The sequence below is a fragment of the Crocosphaera chwakensis CCY0110 genome (assembly GCF_000169335.1).
Taxonomy (GTDB): Bacteria; Cyanobacteriota; Cyanobacteriia; order Cyanobacteriales; family Microcystaceae; genus Crocosphaera; species Crocosphaera chwakensis.
Genome location: NZ_AAXW01000011.1, coordinates 105,289 through 122,613, shown reverse-complemented (window position 1 = coordinate 122,613; position 17,325 = coordinate 105,289). Strand labels below are relative to the sequence as shown.

15 protein-coding genes and 2 pseudogenes are annotated in these 17,325 nt (G+C 34.6%); 4 read left to right on the top strand and 13 right to left on the bottom strand.

Annotated elements, in window-relative coordinates; genetic code table 11:
* Nucleotides 1–21 precede the first annotated feature (21 nt).
* The 4 genes and pseudogenes from CY0110_RS31515 to CY0110_RS09325 form a co-directional block, all read right to left on the bottom strand.
* On the bottom strand, nucleotides 22–186 hold the full coding sequence (locus CY0110_RS31515; RefSeq protein ID WP_008275163.1) for a type II toxin-antitoxin system RelE/ParE family toxin: 165 nt from the start codon (nucleotides 184–186) through the stop codon (nucleotides 22–24).
* Nucleotides 187–253: 67 nt separating this feature from the next.
* Nucleotides 254–1,705, bottom strand: a complete 1,452-nt coding sequence (locus CY0110_RS09335) for an IS66-like element ISCysp3 family transposase (protein WP_008275162.1) — start codon at nucleotides 1,703–1,705, stop codon at nucleotides 254–256.
* 52 nt (nucleotides 1,706–1,757) lie between these two features.
* Nucleotides 1,758–2,000: a type II toxin-antitoxin system Phd/YefM family antitoxin gene (locus CY0110_RS09330; RefSeq protein WP_008275161.1), complete on the bottom strand. Its 243-nt coding sequence runs from the start codon at nucleotides 1,998–2,000 to the stop codon at nucleotides 1,758–1,760.
* A pseudogene (locus CY0110_RS09325) lies at nucleotides 2,000–3,487 on the bottom strand (IS1634 family transposase); the annotation flags it as partial. The gene CY0110_RS09330 and the pseudogene CY0110_RS09325, both read right to left, overlap by 1 nt.
* A 247-nt stretch (nucleotides 3,488–3,734) precedes the next feature.
* On the opposite strand from CY0110_RS09325, the pseudogene CY0110_RS09320 reads away from it, so the two are divergent.
* Nucleotides 3,735–4,927, top strand: a pseudogene (locus tag CY0110_RS09320) (IS4 family transposase).
* Between the two features lie 211 nt (nucleotides 4,928–5,138).
* Here the strand turns inward: CY0110_RS09320 and CY0110_RS09315 are convergent.
* From CY0110_RS09315 to CY0110_RS09295, 5 genes are all read right to left on the bottom strand, one after another.
* A complete protein-coding gene (locus tag CY0110_RS09315) occupies nucleotides 5,139–5,663 on the bottom strand; it encodes a hypothetical protein (protein WP_157464561.1) in 525 nt (174 codons plus the stop codon).
* Nucleotides 5,664–5,757: 94 nt separating this feature from the next.
* Nucleotides 5,758–6,321, bottom strand: coding sequence for a Uma2 family endonuclease (locus CY0110_RS09310; RefSeq protein ID WP_008275156.1), 564 nt, complete (start codon nucleotides 6,319–6,321; stop codon nucleotides 5,758–5,760).
* Between the two features lie 99 nt (nucleotides 6,322–6,420).
* A complete protein-coding gene (locus CY0110_RS09305) occupies nucleotides 6,421–7,539 on the bottom strand; it encodes a DegT/DnrJ/EryC1/StrS family aminotransferase (RefSeq protein ID WP_008275155.1) in 1,119 nt (372 codons plus the stop codon).
* 47 nt (nucleotides 7,540–7,586) lie between these two features.
* A complete protein-coding gene (locus CY0110_RS09300; protein ID WP_008275154.1) occupies nucleotides 7,587–8,042 on the bottom strand; it encodes a cupin domain-containing protein in 456 nt (151 codons plus the stop codon).
* Nucleotides 8,043–8,136: 94 nt separating this feature from the next.
* The gene (locus CY0110_RS09295) at nucleotides 8,137–9,966 is read right to left on the bottom strand and encodes an LA_3751/LA_3752 family putative glycosyltransferase (RefSeq protein WP_008275153.1); all 1,830 of its coding nucleotides are present in this window, start codon (nucleotides 9,964–9,966) and stop codon (nucleotides 8,137–8,139) included.
* Nucleotides 9,967–10,025: 59 nt separating this feature from the next.
* Here CY0110_RS09295 and CY0110_RS09290 point away from each other — a divergent pair, with 59 nt between their 5' ends.
* Both CY0110_RS09290 and CY0110_RS09285 read left to right on the top strand, forming a co-directional pair.
* Nucleotides 10,026–10,964, top strand: a complete 939-nt coding sequence (locus CY0110_RS09290; RefSeq protein WP_008275152.1) for a hypothetical protein — start codon at nucleotides 10,026–10,028, stop codon at nucleotides 10,962–10,964.
* 152 nt (nucleotides 10,965–11,116) lie between these two features.
* Nucleotides 11,117–13,012, top strand: a complete 1,896-nt coding sequence (locus tag CY0110_RS09285; protein WP_008275151.1) for an HTTM domain-containing protein — start codon at nucleotides 11,117–11,119, stop codon at nucleotides 13,010–13,012.
* Between the two features lie 618 nt (nucleotides 13,013–13,630).
* Here CY0110_RS09285 and CY0110_RS09280 read toward each other — a convergent pair.
* Together CY0110_RS09280 and CY0110_RS09275 are read right to left on the bottom strand one after the other, a co-directional pair.
* The gene (locus CY0110_RS09280; protein WP_008275150.1) at nucleotides 13,631–13,966 is read right to left on the bottom strand and encodes a hypothetical protein; all 336 of its coding nucleotides are present in this window, start codon (nucleotides 13,964–13,966) and stop codon (nucleotides 13,631–13,633) included.
* Nucleotides 13,967–14,199: 233 nt separating this feature from the next.
* Nucleotides 14,200–14,664, bottom strand: coding sequence for a hypothetical protein (locus CY0110_RS09275; protein WP_008275149.1), 465 nt, complete (start codon nucleotides 14,662–14,664; stop codon nucleotides 14,200–14,202).
* Nucleotides 14,665–14,787: 123 nt separating this feature from the next.
* Here CY0110_RS09275 and CY0110_RS09270 point away from each other — a divergent pair, with 123 nt between their 5' ends.
* Entirely contained in the window at nucleotides 14,788–16,239 is a 1,452-nt protein-coding gene (locus tag CY0110_RS09270; RefSeq protein WP_008272619.1) for an IS66-like element ISCysp3 family transposase, read from the top strand.
* Here the strand turns inward: CY0110_RS09270 and CY0110_RS09265 are convergent.
* Both CY0110_RS09265 and CY0110_RS09260 read right to left on the bottom strand, forming a co-directional pair.
* Entirely contained in the window at nucleotides 16,222–16,722 is a 501-nt protein-coding gene (locus tag CY0110_RS09265) for a hypothetical protein (protein ID WP_008275148.1), read from the bottom strand. The genes CY0110_RS09270 and CY0110_RS09265 overlap by 18 nt on opposite strands.
* Nucleotide 16,723: 1 nt before the next feature.
* Entirely contained in the window at nucleotides 16,724–17,308 is a 585-nt protein-coding gene (locus tag CY0110_RS09260) for a J domain-containing protein (protein ID WP_008275147.1), read from the bottom strand.
* Nucleotides 17,309–17,325: the final 17 nt, after the last annotated feature.

Here is a 17,325-nt window from a genome sequence, read left to right as displayed (position 1 = left end):
ATTTATTCTTCATGAGTACATTCAAGCTAAATCCCCTGTCAGTTTTTTATAGGATGGAGGATTTTGATAAGGATTTGTTCTCAAAATTTCTATTAACTTTTCGACTTTACTTTTTAATCCTGAACAACTAATCTTTTTAGCATCTTTTAATGCTCTTTTAGCTAAAGCGATTTTCCACATCACCATTCTATTTCTTCAAAAGGGGTACAGTCTTCCCAATCTGTATTTTTTCCTTCAATGTAAGGATTCAGGTCTAGAAGTTAGGAATTAGGGAAGGAAACAAACAATTCGGATGACCGACTTTGGCTATTAATGACTTCTCGAAAAAATCAATCACCGAACGTTCTTGACGACGACAAGTTTGAATAACCGTCAATAAGTTAGCTGTTTGTTTAAATCGTTCCATGCTTCTTGAACCCCCACTAACTTTCCGTTTCGTGATGGCTAATCTTAAGGATCTTTCAGCAAGATTATTATCAGGGGGGATCTCTGGATGCTCCAGAAAATACCACCATTGCTCTGCCTTTTGCCGAAGGTTTCGCAAAAGTTTTCCGGCTTCATAACCGGCTTTAGGCTTCCATTCTTCTGTGGCTATCTTTATCTTATCTTTGAATTGTCTTGCCCAAACTTGATAACCATGCCTATTCTTATCGTTTTGCCAAATACGATAATGACGGAAAGCTTCATCAATTAATTTGAGAAAAGTTTGACCGATGGTTTTGTTATATTGACCTGGAGTTTTTATTAATCGCTGAAAGTGACGGCGTAAATGTGCCAAACATTTCTGTTGAGCAACAACAGTATAACCATTGTAAACTCCCAAATCATCACTACTTAAAACACCACCATATTCATGGCCTAACTGATCTTCTAATTCCTTACGCCCCCTAGTATCAGCAGCCCGAAACAGGCAGAAAAGTTGATTGGTAAATACCCACAACCATTCTTTGACTCCCTTCACTGGCCAGGGTGTTTCATCAACATGAATTGGGGGTTGTTCTACTTTGACCCACTTGGATAATTGTTCAACCGACGGATTAATGGCTGTTTCTACTCGTTGATTGGTGGCTACGATGGTCCCCATACCTATCTCAATTTGCCCTAACTCCCACAACATCTCTTGTTGCTTTTCATAAGGTAGATGTCCATAATTCCCTAACCATCCCAGAAAAGCTTGTAACTTCACTCCTAAATCTTGTCCTGGGACGGTCTTGGGCGACCAATTCGCTTTGGTCACTTCACCACAATGCCCACAGCGACAATGATGACGATGATATTCTACTACCTCAATGGGTTTATCTACCAGTTGTGCTACCTGCTGAGAATCAACTTTCACTGGTTCTATTAATAATTCTGTTTGACCACAGTGACTACATATTGATGGTTGCAAGATTTGAATTCTGTCAATTCTCCCAAAGCCTTTCCTTGTTTTTCCCTTATGTCCAGGTTGTCCCCCTGGTTTTCTTTTCTTATCCTTATCGTCTTCAGTTGTTTTAGCCTTCTCAGACTTTTTCAATAAGTCTGTTGATGGGGGTTTTGATGAGGTTTGGCTATCTAAATTACGACTGAGCTTTAATTTTTCTATTTCTTTTTGTAGCTGCTCGATAAGTTTCTGTTGAGCCAAGATAATTTGTACCAACCCAGATTTTGACAGTTGGTTTAATTCGTCTGAATTTAACTGTACTCCTGGTTCAGTTTGACTCATACCGTTACTTTAGCGCAGTCAGCCTGTTTGTCAATATTTGCCACCTGAATCCTTACCCTTCAATTAAATCATCCTTTACTCCAGGGATTGATAGTAGATAAAGGGTTTCTTGAATTGAATTCCATTCATTAACTGAAACTAATACAGCTTGTTTCTGATTATCAACTGTAATCATTGTAGCTTCATTAGAGTCGTTGATCTGGCGTGGGGACACGGCTTGAAACTGAACTTCCCCTTTGACAAAACGCCATAACGTATGCTGTATCAGGGATACGCCGAATAAGCTAGGGGTCATTACTGGGTACAAATAGAAGAAATACCTAACAAATTTAAAGCTTTTTGTTGTAGTTCAGTGGGTCGAGTTATCTTGTCAAAAACGTATTTTCCACTCTCTAAAGTACACTCAACTGTATTCAAGCAAATTGTCCCCAAATCTTCTAGTAAAGTACGGAAGCTGTGAACTGGGAGATTGTTTTCAGTGCGTTTCTTTCTATCTTTAGCAATAGCAGAATCACTGCGACGAGCTTTGATGACATCAAGACAGTTATCATCAATTTCTTCATCTTCAAATAATAAAGGGGCTAATTTTTGTTTTAAATGCCATTCAACGTAATAAGCTAACATACACAAAAAAATATGTGCTTTCACTCTATCTCCCTTATAATGATAAATAGGACGAACTTTCAAATCAATAGATTTATAACAACGGAAGGCTTCTTCCACCGAAGACAAACTTTTATAAGCTTTAACGACTTCAAAATCATTCATCATAGTTTTATCTACAGAAGTTCTGAGAATATAAACCCCATCTAATGCTATTTCTTCTGAGATTAATTCTTTTTTACGCTCATAAGTAAATCCTGAATCTGTGATGTCTAAATTATAATATTTGTTGATTTTATACTTGTTTAAGACCTTTCCCACTCTTAAAGCTATTTTATCGGCTCCTTTCAAAGCTCTTTTTTCCCTTTTTATAGCTTCAATAATTAACTCAAATTGTTCTTCTGCTATTTTTAATAATGCCTCTCTTTGTTTCTTGTTTTTAGCAGCTACCAAGGGATTTCGACAGGCAATTAATCTTTCATCTGGGTAATCTTCGTTTTCAAACTCAACTAGATTTACCTCATCAAATAATCCTAATTGAATTGCTTCTACTTCCGCCAATTTTCTGATGCTTGCTTTAGTTAAACCACTTATATAATCTAACCCTTCTACTGGTTTAACTAACTCTTTAATGTTTGAAGATGTTAAGATTCCTCTATCTGTCACCCACACTACATTCTTCACCCCAAACCGTTTCCTAACTTTCTCTATTTGACTCAAGAATGTGCTAGTATCTGAGGTGTTTCCTTCAAAAACTTCTACAGCGATAGGGCAACCATTTTTATCACATATTAGTCCAAAGACTATTTGAGTTTTCCCTTTCTTCTTATCCCTATTATATCCGTATTTTCCTAATTCACACCCGTTACCCTCTAGGTAAGTTGAGGTAACATCATATAAAATCAATGAGCCATTATCTAAATAAAGACTAGCTAATTTATTTTCAATTTTCTCTTGTTTATTTAATAACCAGTCTAAAGCCTCATAGAGTTCATCCTCATCAGCTTTTTCTAAATTCAATACTTTTCCTAAACTATTGCTACAAGTTTTTTCATGAAATCCTCTAGCTGTGGCTAATTTGGATTTAGGATTGATAATCCTAGCGATGATCATCCCCAAAACTAAGTTTCTAATTCGAGAGGTCTTACCAGCAATAATCTTATCTAATCCTATAGGCACACGCTCTATATACATGACTACTATTTTAGCTTACTTCCCTTATGGCTGTCTATTAATAAATATTACAATTTACATGGGTACGTTAACAAGAGTTGATGTCTGTATCCATTGATGGATAAGGGTTTTAGGATATTTTAGTAGATTTGTATGGGGTAAGTTCAGTTGAAAGTTCGACCAAATGACGGTTTGAGCAAAACGTGGTAAAAAGAAAGATGCTCTTTTTTAAGCGCTCGCTGTACAGCCCAAAATGTTACCAGAAATTTATAACGACCATTTAACAACATACTTGAAAAAATCGGAATATTTAATACTGTTAATTGTGCGAGAATTGGTTCAGGTGTATAGAAAAGTTAGGTTAGAAGAGGCGCGCCAATCGTTTTCCGAGTCCCATTTTGTTCGAGAGCCGCAGAAAAAAATTAAAGCGATTTTTCGAGATACCTTGTTTGACCATTGAGGGAGTGTGGATACCCATTATAAAACAGTGGTTAAATCAATCATTTGACCCAGGAAATGTCTTACATATTGTTATCGATAGAACGCAATGGGGATTGATTAATATATTGATGGTGAGTCTAATCATTGATAATAGAGGAATTCCTTTATATTTTGAGTTGCTAGACCATACAGGTAATAGTAACTTTGATACTCAAAAAAGCATATTGAGTCGAGTATTGCCATTACTAAAAGAATACAAAACCGTTGTATTAGGGGATAGAGGAGGACACGGGTGGCGAATTCGATTCGCCACCGTGAGATGTCCGTGAATTCTGTTCAGTCGAACTAGCAAAGTGGTTAAATGGACAGAAAAAAATTTATTATGCCCTCAGATTAAAGAAAAGCACCTATATTGAAGTAGAAGAAGAAATCTGGTTAACGTTAAAACATTTAAGATTATCCCCAGGAATGTCTTTATTTTATCAAGGTGTAAAAGTAACAAAAACGAGAGGATTTGCAGGAAGTAACATAGTAGCAAAATGGAAGAGAAGATATCGAGGAGTAAATACAGAAGAAGCTTGGTTTATTATTACCAACTTAAAGAGTCTTGATGAGACGATTGAGGCTTATAAGAAGAGATTTGGAATTGAGGAAATGTTTCGAGACTTTAAGAGAGGTGGTTATAATTTAGAGAGAACTAAATTAACAGGACATCGCCTTACTTCTGTCATATTAGTAATCACTTTAGCCTATTCAATGGCAACATTTTCTGGTAAAATCATTAAAGACAAAGGACTAGCAAAATATGTGGGTAGAGTGAGAAAAAATAAGAAAATGCAACGAAGACACAGTAACTTTTATATCGGTCTTCATGGAAAAGATTGGGTTGACTCTTGCGATTTACTGGACGTTGAATCTCAGGCATTGATGCAATTAAGCCCTGGAAAAGCTGCCTATTACCAACAAGGTCGACGGGCTATCTCCCTGATTAAATCTACCTTGTAGCTTTTTGTGTCCCCACGCCAGGTCGTTGATATTATCAATTAATTCTGAAAGTAGGGAATTATTTTCTTTAATATTTATCTGTTTCATTTTAGGTAAGTTATTGATAGGGATGCAAAGACAATGTTTCTGATTGATTGAACGTATCTCTACCATTATTATAATAGGTATTGCTATAATAGAGGGAGTAGTTCTTTTCAGAAGTTATGACTTTTTAGCTTACAATCCAAGCAACTAAAAGCCGAATAATGCAGTGTGAGAAAATAAAAACAACACACTTTTCAATGAAAAAGTTGCTTATCATCAAAGTTTGAATTGCTGGAGTCAGTCGCACTCCTTCCACATCTTCTGAAACACGCAGAGGAAAAAGTAAAATAACAATAGAAGCCAAGCAAAATGGTGTAAAAAGAAGCAAAACTGGTATTTTAGCTTTGCTACATAGCTCAAGAAAGAAAACACGTTTTTCTGTTTCAGCTGTAAATAGAAGACCTACAAGTAATCCGTAAAAAGGAATGAAATATGAAATGTAAGAACGAGCCTGAACAACTTGCTGAATGGTAAAGTTCGCATTCCGACCCGTAAAGTTGTCAGCAGTCCTAATAAAAGCAATATCCCAAATTAAAAACATTATTACTGCTGCAAGAATGGACAAATTCGTATTGAGTAAAGTGCCAGAAATTAAAAGGATTCCACTTATTAAAAAGGAAATTGGATACCAGTAAGAGCTTGATACATTCATTTGGCAAACTACTAGGTTTAAAAGATTAGTTGACTTAACAAAAGCAGACGAGTATTTCTAATTTTTTAAAGTTAATAAGATGATTTTTTTAGTTTTATTCTAATAACCAAGCAAACACATCTGTAACCGTAAGCTTTATTTCTTTAGCAAAATATGGTACAGGAAGGATTAAATCTAGCTTATCAAATACTTCAGTTTCTTGTTTAGGACGATAAATCAATACAGTTTGCTCATTAGGATCAATGAACCAACCCATTTGTGCGCCATACTTGAGACAATGTAGAATATTTTTAGTTACTTTAGTTTGACTTTGATCCGGTGATAAAATCTCAATTGTCCAATCTGGTGCGATAGTAAATAAGTTAGCAATTTCTCCATTTTCATCACGGGGAATATGATCCCAAGTCACCACTACAACATCGGGAACAATTGAGCGATCGCCAAAAGTACACCTTAATTCAGGAAAAGCACGGGCGATACGTTTCGGTTTCATGATACTATTAATAGTAGTAACAAATTCCCCTTGAATGGCACTATGTTTCCCTTGTGGCATGGGTTTATCAATAATTTTACCATCGATATATTCTTTTGCTGGTTTCGTTTCTGGTAATTGCAAAAACTCAGCTAAGGTCAAACTTTTAGAGGGTATTTGTACCATTTTAATGACTCCTTAAGTTTAGATGAGATTCCTCGTTCCTCGGAATGACAAATAAGGATATAAAAAATATCAAAGACGAATTTTTACACTACTCTCACTTTAACTAAACACTTCTTTAACAGCGATTACGACTTGTTTCATTTGGTCTTCTGTTAAGGCTAACCCACTAGGAATATAAAACCCTCGGCGCGATAATGTTTCTGAAACAGGACAAGAAATATCTTTTAATAATCCCATTTTATGAAATACGGGTTGTTCGTGCATTCCCCAGAAAAAGGGACGAGTTCCTATTTTTTTCTCTCGTAAGCGTCGCATTGCTTCTGCTGCATCAAAAGGAATTTCATCTTTTAAAACTATCCCATAAACCCAATAAATATTTTCTGCATAATCGGTTTTAACTAAGGGTAATTCTAATTGAGAAATATTGGATAACAATTCTGTATAAATAGTACCCATTTTGCGCTTTCGTTGCACAAATTCTGATAACCTTTCTAATTGCGCTAAACCGACAGCAGCTTGTAGGTTGGTAAAGCGAAAATTCCAGCCTAATTCTTCATGAATAAACCGTCTTTTCGGTTGAAAACAAAGATTTCGTAAAGACTGACATTTTTCGGCTAAACCGTCATCATCGGTAACAATCATTCCCCCTTCCCCTGTGGTAACGTGCTTGTTAGGATAAAAGCTAAAGGTACTAATATCCCCAAAACTACCACAAGGTTGACCCCGATAGGTTTGTCCGTGCATTTCTGCTGCGTCTTCGATAATTTTTAAGCCATGTTGATTGGCTATTTCTAACACGGGTTTCATATCTACGGGTAAACCATAAATATGAACCACCATAATCGCTTTTGTTTTGGATGTAATTTTGACTTCTATTTGACTCACATCCATATTCCAGGTAACGGGGTCACAGTCGACCACTACTGGAATACCTCCAGCCCTGACAATAGCTGCACCACAAGATATGATAGTAAAAGTAGGTAAGATGACCTCATCCCCTGGTTGGATGTCTAAAGCTACTACAGCAGCATCTAAAGCAACGGAACCATTACAGACACTAATTGCGTGTTTTCTGCCGACGGTTTGAGCAAATTCTGCTTCAAACTTTTTGACAAAAGGACCTTCTGAGGAAATCCACCCTGTATCAATACACTCGTTTAAATATTGTTTCTCATTACCATCAAGTAAAGGTTCATTAACAGGGATAAAGTCAGCCATAATAATTACATTTTAAAGATGAATTGTTATTGATATAATCTCAGTTTTTATTTTACATCGGCTTGACTTCCATCAATACCTGAAAAACGAACTTTATCGTTATCTCCAACATAAGGACCTTGTTTCACTTCAATCATTTCTAATTCTTCTAATACTTCAAAGCCATGACCCCCTTTAATTAAAAGAATAACATCCCCTCCTTGCAAAATACGACTTTCTAAATAATCTCGGTCATCGTTATAAAAATCAACCCGAAGTTTACCCCTTTTTATTAGTAAAACTTCTTGGGTATAAAAAACTTCTCGGCGAACTTGTTTATGAATATGAGGTTTAATAATTTTTCCTTCAGGATGTCTCATGTAAGCAAGTTGTTGGGAAAAACTATCAGGGGTGAAAAAATGAATTCCGGGTTGACGAAACTCAGAAGGAAGAATAATGGCTAATACTTGACCATTGTAAGTAATTTCTTCGATTATGGTTTGAGTATTGGTTTGTTGAATCATGATATTAAATTTAATAGGGAAAAACTAGGTTCCATTTTAAATTGTATCAGCTTGTTTCGTTAATGTCGAATTTAAGCATACAATAAACTTTATCTTAGTTAACTGAATTGTTAGAGATCAGTTTTCCCTCATACATAGTATATTTTCCTTTAGTTCCTAAAGAATTAAATATAACTTGAAAACTAGAGTTATCATCATTTTGTGTTATAAATTCTTCAGATGAAGAATTAGGTATTTCACATTTACGATAAGGATAACAAACATAAATAAACTCTGATTTATTATTCTTGATTAAAGTTTGACCTAGTTTAACTAAATTATCTGGTTGATCGACACGAAAAAATAGTTTATCCTTTCTCAAAGGAGATTCTAATAACTGAGCTGCATATTGATGGGAAACGACCACAACTTGACGAGAATCATTAGCTAAAAATTCAATCGCAGGAGCAACTCCTGTATGGGTTTTCTGAAAAAATACAGTCCCTAAATACATATTCTTATATAATCCAAGTATCAAGAAGATTGAAAATAAGAAAATTGTATAATATTTAATTAAAGATTTTGAGTTATCTAGAAAAAATTTCAATTGTTGAACAATCATAACTGAGAAAAAAGGCAACAAGATTAATAGGTATCGCTGTCCCCATTGTTTTCCCCCAACAGCAATTTCATCGGAACCCGAATCAACTAATAAAGCGACTCCAGTGGTAAATAATAAGCTCATCACATAAATAAAAGCCATTCTTTGATTAATATTAATGTTTTCTTTCCTACTTAAAAATAACCATATTGCTGACAAAACAACTAAAACTCCATAAGTTTTAATAAATAGTTTTATTTCTGATAATCCATGAATATTGACCCAATAGACGCTAGTAATCAAAGAAAAAACAATTAAAGCCAGAAAAATTATGCTAGCTGTTTTCTCTTGAAAGCTTTTTGTGATGAGGAATAATAATAAATAAAGTAAAGAAAAACAAGCCACAGGAAAATACTCAAAAAACGTTACAATAATCTCTAGAAAACTTTCCCAGGCTTCAGTTAAACGTCTTATTATAGAAAACTCTTCAACAATTTGTAGAGCATGAATTCCTAAGAAATGACCATATATCAATTTATTACTAATGAAAAATAATCCGATAGTGGCATACATAACTAAAATAAAAATCCATCCCTTATCCCCTAAATATAAGAGTTTATCTAACTTAAGTTTATAAGCCAGATTGGATAGATTAGAATTTTTCTTAATGGTCAGGAATTTAAAAATTGTCATAATTCCTACCAAAAAGGTCAAAGTAGCAATCATCGCTAAAAATTCTGAACGTATCCAAGCCGATAAACCAACAAAAAAACCACTTAAAATTGCTTCTTTTATTGTCACTGATTCCTTGGGGACTAACAAGATAATCATTCCAATAAAACAAAAGAGAACAGCCAGAGTATGTTCCCAATACATTCCACTGTATAAAGTTAAATTAGAAGAAAAAACTAAGAAAAATAAAGACAAACATTGCTGAAAATAACTTAAATTAAAAAAGCGAGAGTAAAGATTAAAACTAATCCAAATTAACCAAGTAGAAACTAAAGGAATAACATATAAACCCCGTTCACCGAATAAAGCGTAAAAAGGGGCAGTAATTAAAGAAAAAGGATAGGGAAAAGTAATATAATAATGATCATTCAAATAGTAAACAAAGGGTTCTTCATAAGGATATAATCCATCCTTCCACAGTTGACGAACCCACTCAGCGTCAGGGGTGATTAAATCAATGCGAAAAATTCCCTCACTTAATTGTTGTGCTAATAAAGCTTTAAGACCACCGTCCCCACTAAAATAAACTCCTTCAGGAACTTGTCCCAATAAAAACAAAGAAAAAACAACACCAGCACCTATAATAAACCAAGATAATCCATATCTAATCATTTTTATTAAATGGCTTTTATTAGCTAAACTGAGACAATGTTATACCATGTTAAAGGATTATGCAGAAACTTTTGAAGTTAGCCCCTTGGGCGATCGCAGCAACGGCAGCCTGGTCATTGGGCTTTGTCTATAATGTCTATTATGGCGGTGAATTAAGCTTTTTACGAGGGATGTATTTTGAGAAAATATCCCTAGCAGCAGATGTAAAAGCATCGCCTCGCTTATTAATTTTAGGGGGTTCGGGGGCCCATCATTCCCTTAATTCTAAAGTCTTAGAAGAAAAACTAGGTATGCCTGTGCTAAACATGGGATTAGATGGTCCTGTGGGTTTAAATGTTATTTTACCAAGTATTCTCAAGGCTGTGCGTCCAGGGGATATTGTATTATTAATCCCTGAAGACCTGATTTTACTGGATAAAGATGGTTTATTGGAACGTTCAGCCCCTTTTGGTATTGCCATTGGAAGACCGGGACTGGGGGGAGTTCCTCCTCAGCAGTTAGTAGAAACTATCTGGATGCAAGGAGTTCCCAGTCTTAGGCCGATAACAAAATCTGCTGTTGACTTAGTGGAAAAAGGTCGTTTTACAGGTTACTACTCCGATCCATTAACCGAAAGAGGTGATCCGACTACGGTTAAATATCGTCAAGGAAAATGGTGGCAATGGAAAATCAATAAATCCATTTCTCCCCATGCTATCAAACGAATTAAACAGTTTCGTCAAGAAGTTGAGGCCAAAGGTGCTACTTTAGTTTTATCTTTGCCTTGGGTTTATGCTAGTAAGGATGAAAAAACTTTATCAAATATGGAGGACATAACGGAAAAATTAAGCAAAATTGCCCCCATTGTTTATGATCAAAGTGATTACAATTTAAAAACCGATTCTAGTCTCTTTGCTGATACCCATCATCACCTGGTTTTTGAAGCTAGAAAACAGAGATCAGAACAATTAGCTCAACAATTAAAACCTGTTATAAATACGGCAACCAGTGAACAGTGAACAGTTAGTACACAAGTAAGCACACAAAATTAATTTCCTAGTGAAAACAGGCAAAAAGCAACAAGATTATTAAAATGTGTAATTAATTTTGTTCAGGTACTTAAAAAGATCATTTTGAAATGATTACTTTATAACAACAGTTAATAATCAGCATGAATCAAAAAAAGTTATCAAAATTAACTAATATTTTTGGGTTAGATTTGCGATCACTTGCCATTTTTAGAATGGGTTTAGCTTTAGTGGTAATGGCTGATTTATTCAGTCGTTTTAGGGGAGTTTCAGCCCATTATACTGATCAAGGGGTACTACCGAGAGAAGCATTACATCCTAATTTATTTGGTTCTTTTATCGCCTTTAAATCGGCTGGTAATTCTTTACTTCATCCTTGGTATTGGTCGTTTAATTTACTAAATGGTAGTTTATTATTTCAATTTTTTTTATTTATAATTGCTTTTATTCTCTGTTTATTTTTGTTAGTAGGTTATCGTACTAGATTAGCAGTAATCGCTATTTGGGCATTGAATATCTCTCTACAAAATCGTAATCCTGCTTTAATTTTTGCAGGAGATGATGTTTTAAGAGCGATGCTTTTCTGGTCGATGTTTTTGCCCTTAGGTTGTGCTTATTCTATTGATAGTGCGTTAAATTCTAATGCAAAACCGTTGCCAAAAAGGGTCATGAATGCAGCAACAGTGGCCTTTATGGTACAACTAATATTTATCTATACTTGGTCAGCAGCTTATAAGACAAAAAGCGAATTATGGTGGCCTGATGGGGATGCAGTTTATTATTCCCTTCATTTTGATCAATATGCCACAGAATTTGGTCATTTTTTATTAGGGTTTCCGATTCCTATTTTACAAATACTAACCTTTGGCGCGTTAATTTTTGAATGGATTGGACCGTTTTTAATTTTTATTCCCTTTCGTATTAGCTTCTTTCGTTGTGTTGCTATTATTTCTTTTATTCTGTTGCATATTGGCTTTGAATTATGTTTTGCTATTGGGGTTTTAAGTTACCTTAGCATTGTTAACTGGTTAGCTTTATTACCAACAGAAGTCTGGGATAAAGTCCAAGAAAAAATTACTAATAAATCTAGACAAGGTTTAACCATTTATTATGATAAAAATTGTGGTTTTTGCAAGAAAGTTGTTTATGGACTTCGTACTTTATTAATCTTACCAGGTACTCCTTTATTGATGGCCCAAGATTATCAATCTATATATGAAGATATGTTAGAAAAAAATTCATGGGTTGTGGTAGATTGGCAAGAAAATCGTCATTATAAATTTGAAGCGATCGCTTATGTTGTCAGTCTCTCCCCTATCTTATCTTTCTTAGAACCTTTATTACGTTGGAAACCTGTTATGAAAGGGGGAACAAAATTCTATCAAATTATTGCTGCTAACCGAAAAGTTGCAGGTAATTTTACCAAACCATTTAAGTTTCGTTCTTTAAGTACAAAATCTTCTTTTCCTTTTAATCTCACAGTAGTCGTATTATTATTATTAACAACAATTTGGAATTTAAAAGGGTTTGTTGATCAAACGGTCGCTCGTAATCCAGACTATCGTAATAATAATAAAAAAGATTGGATTTTATCCACCCGCAATTTTCTAAGTCGTCGCACTTTTCAACGTATTAATATTATTGGTTATCTCACCCGTTTAGATCAATCTTGGAGCATTTTTGCTCCGGCACCTCCCTTAGATGATGGATGGCACGTTATAATAGGAAAATTGAAGAATGGAAAAACCGTTAACCTGCTTAATGAAAATAGTCCTATTAGTTGGGACAAACCAACTTTAAAACAGCGCAAACAACTTTATCCAACCATTCAATGGCGAGTCTATTATATTAATCTTAATCGTGCTATTGGACAACAACTTTATCCCTATTTTGTTGACTATTTAATTCGCGAATGGAATGATAGACATTCTGCTGAAAAACAGTTAGAAAGTCTTGAAATTTACTTTATGGAAGAAAGAACTGTTCCCCCTGGAGAACAACAACCTATTAATAAGAAAAAAGTCTGGCCAAAATCTTAGATAATGTTAGTTCGACGAAAAGAAATTGATAAAAGAATAATCTCTAATTCAAGTTTCGCAAAAATTATGCACCACCACGCGATCTCATTTGAGGAGTTTTCTTGTTTCTTCGATCACGCTGTTCAAAATGGTGTCGATGTTGAGAGAGCGACGAATTTTGTCAATAATATTCGCGATAGTTGTTTGTCGTTTTATAGAACTTTCAATTGCTTTATCGAGATTTTGCTGCTATTCATATAAATAAACAACACCCAAGTCCTACTCTGCGGTATTATCCCTCTCTTTATTGATACTATCTGAAGAGACCGATCTAGCTTAACTTGAGGGCCTTACTTCCTATTTAACCATTTGAGGAATTATCCGTTTTCGGATTGGGTGTTGTTGTCGGATACGAGACAGATGTTAGTTTAAACAGCGTTTACTTACCTCTTGGTTGTGTTTTTTACTTTCACTGGGCTGTTTGATCTGCCAGGGAAGCTTTACTTGCTTCAATTATTAATATATCAACTTTTGTCCCTCTTTAACTTAATTTGTAACAAAGCTTCATATTTGATGAATAGCTATTGACTTTGAAGGATAATAGTAGAGGGATCATTTTACTTTCATCATGTTTAATGTTTAAAAACCTAAGTATTTTACGCCTATTCTGAACTGAGTCTCATTCAGTTGTCGACTCCATATAATTTGAGCTTTCGTCGGCTCAATATTGTTCATTAAAATTAATAATTTTTGTCCTTTATATACTTTTTGATCAGTGGTAAGTAATAAATTACACCCATCCAAAAAATTATCGATAATCCTTGCTTGACAGGAACAATAAGCTTGCTGTTGGTTAAAAATTAATCGGACTGACTTGCCTTTATTAACTTTTAATCTTCTGTATTTTCTTGTATATAACTTTGGAAAAGTTTTTCCTATGAGTTGAGTTTGAACATTATCTAAGTTAATTGTCATTACTTTATTAGAGTCAACCTTCTAGATAGGGTTAAAATTTTTAAAACTAAATAGCTTATCTTATTTTAATTATTAAGGAATTTTTAAAATTTGACAATCATTGAATTTTCGTAAATTATTGATGTTAAGTCTTCGTAAATCTGATGATTATCGCTATCATCATATACTGAGTTACAATTACTTAGGATTACTTTCTTCGGTAAAATAACAGAGAGCATAAGTATATTTAAGGGTTAAATAGATAAATGACCTGTACCTAATACTTTTTTAGCTTTTTGTAGTCTAACTGTTAATTCAGGTTGATGATCAGGATAGTTATGATGCACAAATTCAATGAAATCATCAAGGGTACAGGGTTTATCAAATCCGCCTAAAGATCCATGAAATTCTTTATGAATATCCTCTGCTATTGTAATAAGATTAATATCTATAGTTGCTAAATGAGGATATTTTTTTGAGCAGTACAAATGATGAACCGCCAGGTTAAATTGATCATGATTTGCAGGTTTTTGTCCTGTTATTTGACAAGTCTTTTTATCTCGTGTTTTGGCTCTATTTTTTGCTTTTTGTATCTCTTTTACATGGTTAATTAATGAGTTGGAAAGAGCTTTAAATTGTCTAGGAAATTCACCACAAATAATTTTACAAGCTTTCCTCCTAGATTTATTGGTTAAAGTTTCACTCATTTGTTTAGACATGAGTAAAATGCCTCGTTCACCGAACCAAAATTCTTGCTCTATTTCTGCATAATCTTTTTCTAATTCTGTAAGGATTCAGGTGGCAAATATTGACAAACAGGCTGACTGCGCTAAAGTAACGGTATGAGTCAAACTGAACCAGGAGTACAGTTAAATCCAGACGAATTAAACCAACTGTCAAAATCTGGGTTGGTACAAATTATCTTGGCTCAACAGAAACTTATCGAGCAGCTACAAAAAGAAATAGAAAAATTAAAGCTCAGTCGTAATTTAGATAGCCAAACCTCATCAAAACCCCCATCAACAGACTTATTGAAAAAGTCTGAGAAGGCTAAAACAACTGAAGACGATAAGGATAAGAAAAGAAAACCAGGGGGACAACCTGGACATAAGGGAAAAACAAGGAAAGGCTTTGGGAGAATTGACAGAATTCAAATCTTGCAACCATCAATATGTAGTCACTGTGGTCAAACAGAATTATTAATAGAACCAGTGAAAGTTGATTCTCAGCAGGTAGCACAACTGGTAGATAAACCCATTGAGGTAGTAGAATATCATCGTCATCATTGTCGCTGTGGGCATTGTGGTGAAGTGACCAAAGCGAATTGGTCGCCCAAGACCGTCCCAGGACAAGATTTAGGAGTGAAGTTACAAGCTTTTCTGGGATGGTTAGGGAATTATGGACATCTACCTTATGAAAAGCAACAAGAGATGTTGTGGGAGTTAGGGCAAATTGAGATAGGTATGGGGACCATCGTAGCCACCAATCAACGAGTAGAAACAGCCATTAATCCGTCGGTTGAACAATTATCCAAGTGGGTCAAAGTAGAACAACCCCCAATTCATGTTGATGAAACACCCTGGCCAGTGAAGGGAGTCAAAGAATGGTTGTGGGTATTTACCAATCAACTTTTCTGCCTGTTTCGGGCTGCTGATACTAGGGGGCGTAAGGAATTAGAAGATCAGTTAGGCCATGAATATGGTGGTGTTTTAAGTAGTGATGATTTGGGAGTTTACAATGGTTATACTGTTGTTGCTCAACAGAAATGTTTGGCACATTTACGCCGTCACTTTCAGCGATTAATAAAAACTCCAGGTCAATATAACAAAACCATCGGTCAAACTTTTCTCAAATTAATTGATGAAGCTTTCCGTCATTATCGTATTTGGCAAAACGATAAGAATAGGCATGGTTATCAAGTTTGGGCAAGACAATTCAAAGATAAGATAAAGATAGCCACAGAAGAATGGAAGCCTAAAGCCGGTTATGAAGCCGGAAAACTTTTGCGAAACCTTCGGCAAAAGGCAGAGCAATGGTGGTATTTTCTGGAGCATCCAGAGATCCCCCCTGATAATAATCTTGCTGAAAGATCCTTAAGATTAGCCATCACGAAACGGAAAGTTAGTGGGGGTTCAAGAAGCATGGAACGATTTAAACAAACAGCTAACTTATTGACGGTTATTCAAACTTGTCGTCGTCAAGAACGTTCGGTGATTGATTTTTTCGAGAAGTCATTAATAGCCAAAGTCGGTCATCCGAATTGTTTGTTTCCTTCCCTAATTCCTAACTTCTAGACCTGAATCCTTACCTAATTCTAAAGGTTGATGGGATTTTTGGATTTCTCTAAAAGTTGCATTCATTTTTGCTCCATTCGTTTCTAAAATTCGACGAACACTTTGTTTATTAATCATCGCAACATTATGATAAATAATAATTTTACCATCATCACTTAATTCCTCAGTTATAATTTTACGTGCAAGGGATTTACGAATTCTCGCGTCATGTTGTGTGATAAAGTCTTTAATTTTATAAATAATCCCTCTAGTTTCATTTTGATCTAAATAAGCAGCAATTTTTAATGCACCTTGAGAGGAAAAATTACGACTTTTCATCGTTTTGTTAATAAAAATATAATCTTTCTTTTCCACTAAGTCCCATTTATCATTAGGATCAGCATCAAAAAAATCGATAATTTCATCTAACCTTTGGAGTTTAATAGAAAACCATTCCGCTAGTTCTTTGTCTTTGATCGTAAATTTTTCCTTTGTGTTAGGCATTTTATTTAAACTCCATTGTAATTGATTTATACATGATGGTTAGGCGATCAAAAATGCGAGCATCTCCTGTTTCTTGGTTGTCAGGATGATAAATTTTAGAAAGTCGGTAATAAGCTTTTTTAATATCTTGGGTACTTGCTTCTTTTGGTTCAAGTCCAAACACTTGATAGGGACGAAAATACTTAAAAAGATGAATTCCATTAATACAATCTTTTCCTATTTCTCCATCTTCTTCAGGAAGAATACCAATAAATTGACGATAGATAATTTCCCAACTTTCTCGTTTACTGAGATTTAATTTATCCCAAACACTGATGGCCATTTTGAAAGCATCTGATTTTTTAAGTTCGGTTGTATCCTTAACCTCAAAATATTGATAAACTGCTTTCTTGAGTTGAGATAAAGTTAGGGGTTTGATTTTTTTAGATTGTTGCGTTTTGGTGGGTTTTGATAACTTTTTATTGTGATTATAAATAACAAAAAAAGCAAAATCTTCTAACACTTGACCATTGACTGAATTATTTTCTGTAATTCGTGCAATTTCATCAAGAATGATCTGATTTAGTTGTTTATTTTTTTGGGTCATGACTAATCATTGTCTAA

Excerpts from the sequence above, each read along its gene's own strand:
- CY0110_RS09270 (WP_008272619.1), top strand. The coding sequence starts at position 14,788 with ATGAGTCAAACTGAACCAGGAGTACAGTTAAATCCAGACGAATTAAAC.
- CY0110_RS09260 (WP_008275147.1), bottom strand. The coding sequence starts at position 17,308 with ATGACCCAAAAAAATAAACAACTAAATCAGATCATTCTTGATGAAATT.
- CY0110_RS09310 (WP_008275156.1), bottom strand. The coding sequence starts at position 6,321 with ATGGTACAAATACCCTCTAAAAGTTTGACCTTAGCTGAGTTTTTGCAA.
- CY0110_RS09295 (WP_008275153.1), bottom strand. The coding sequence starts at position 9,966 with ATGATTAGATATGGATTATCTTGGTTTATTATAGGTGCTGGTGTTGTT.
- CY0110_RS09305 (WP_008275155.1), bottom strand. The coding sequence starts at position 7,539 with ATGGCTGACTTTATCCCTGTTAATGAACCTTTACTTGATGGTAATGAG.
- CY0110_RS09280 (WP_008275150.1), bottom strand. The coding sequence starts at position 13,966 with ATGACAATTAACTTAGATAATGTTCAAACTCAACTCATAGGAAAAACT.
- CY0110_RS09275 (WP_008275149.1), bottom strand. The coding sequence starts at position 14,664 with ATGTCTAAACAAATGAGTGAAACTTTAACCAATAAATCTAGGAGGAAA.
- CY0110_RS09285 (WP_008275151.1), top strand. The coding sequence starts at position 11,117 with ATGAATCAAAAAAAGTTATCAAAATTAACTAATATTTTTGGGTTAGAT.
- CY0110_RS09330 (WP_008275161.1), bottom strand. The coding sequence starts at position 2,000 with ATGACCCCTAGCTTATTCGGCGTATCCCTGATACAGCATACGTTATGG.
- CY0110_RS09265 (WP_008275148.1), bottom strand. The coding sequence starts at position 16,722 with ATGCCTAACACAAAGGAAAAATTTACGATCAAAGACAAAGAACTAGCG.
- CY0110_RS09300 (WP_008275154.1), bottom strand. The coding sequence starts at position 8,042 with ATGATTCAACAAACCAATACTCAAACCATAATCGAAGAAATTACTTAC.
- CY0110_RS09335 (WP_008275162.1), bottom strand. The coding sequence starts at position 1,705 with ATGAGTCAAACTGAACCAGGAGTACAGTTAAATTCAGACGAATTAAAC.
- CY0110_RS09315 (WP_157464561.1), bottom strand. The coding sequence starts at position 5,663 with ATGAATGTATCAAGCTCTTACTGGTATCCAATTTCCTTTTTAATAAGT.
- CY0110_RS31515 (WP_008275163.1), bottom strand. The coding sequence starts at position 186 with ATGGTGATGTGGAAAATCGCTTTAGCTAAAAGAGCATTAAAAGATGCT.
- CY0110_RS09290 (WP_008275152.1), top strand. The coding sequence starts at position 10,026 with ATGCAGAAACTTTTGAAGTTAGCCCCTTGGGCGATCGCAGCAACGGCA.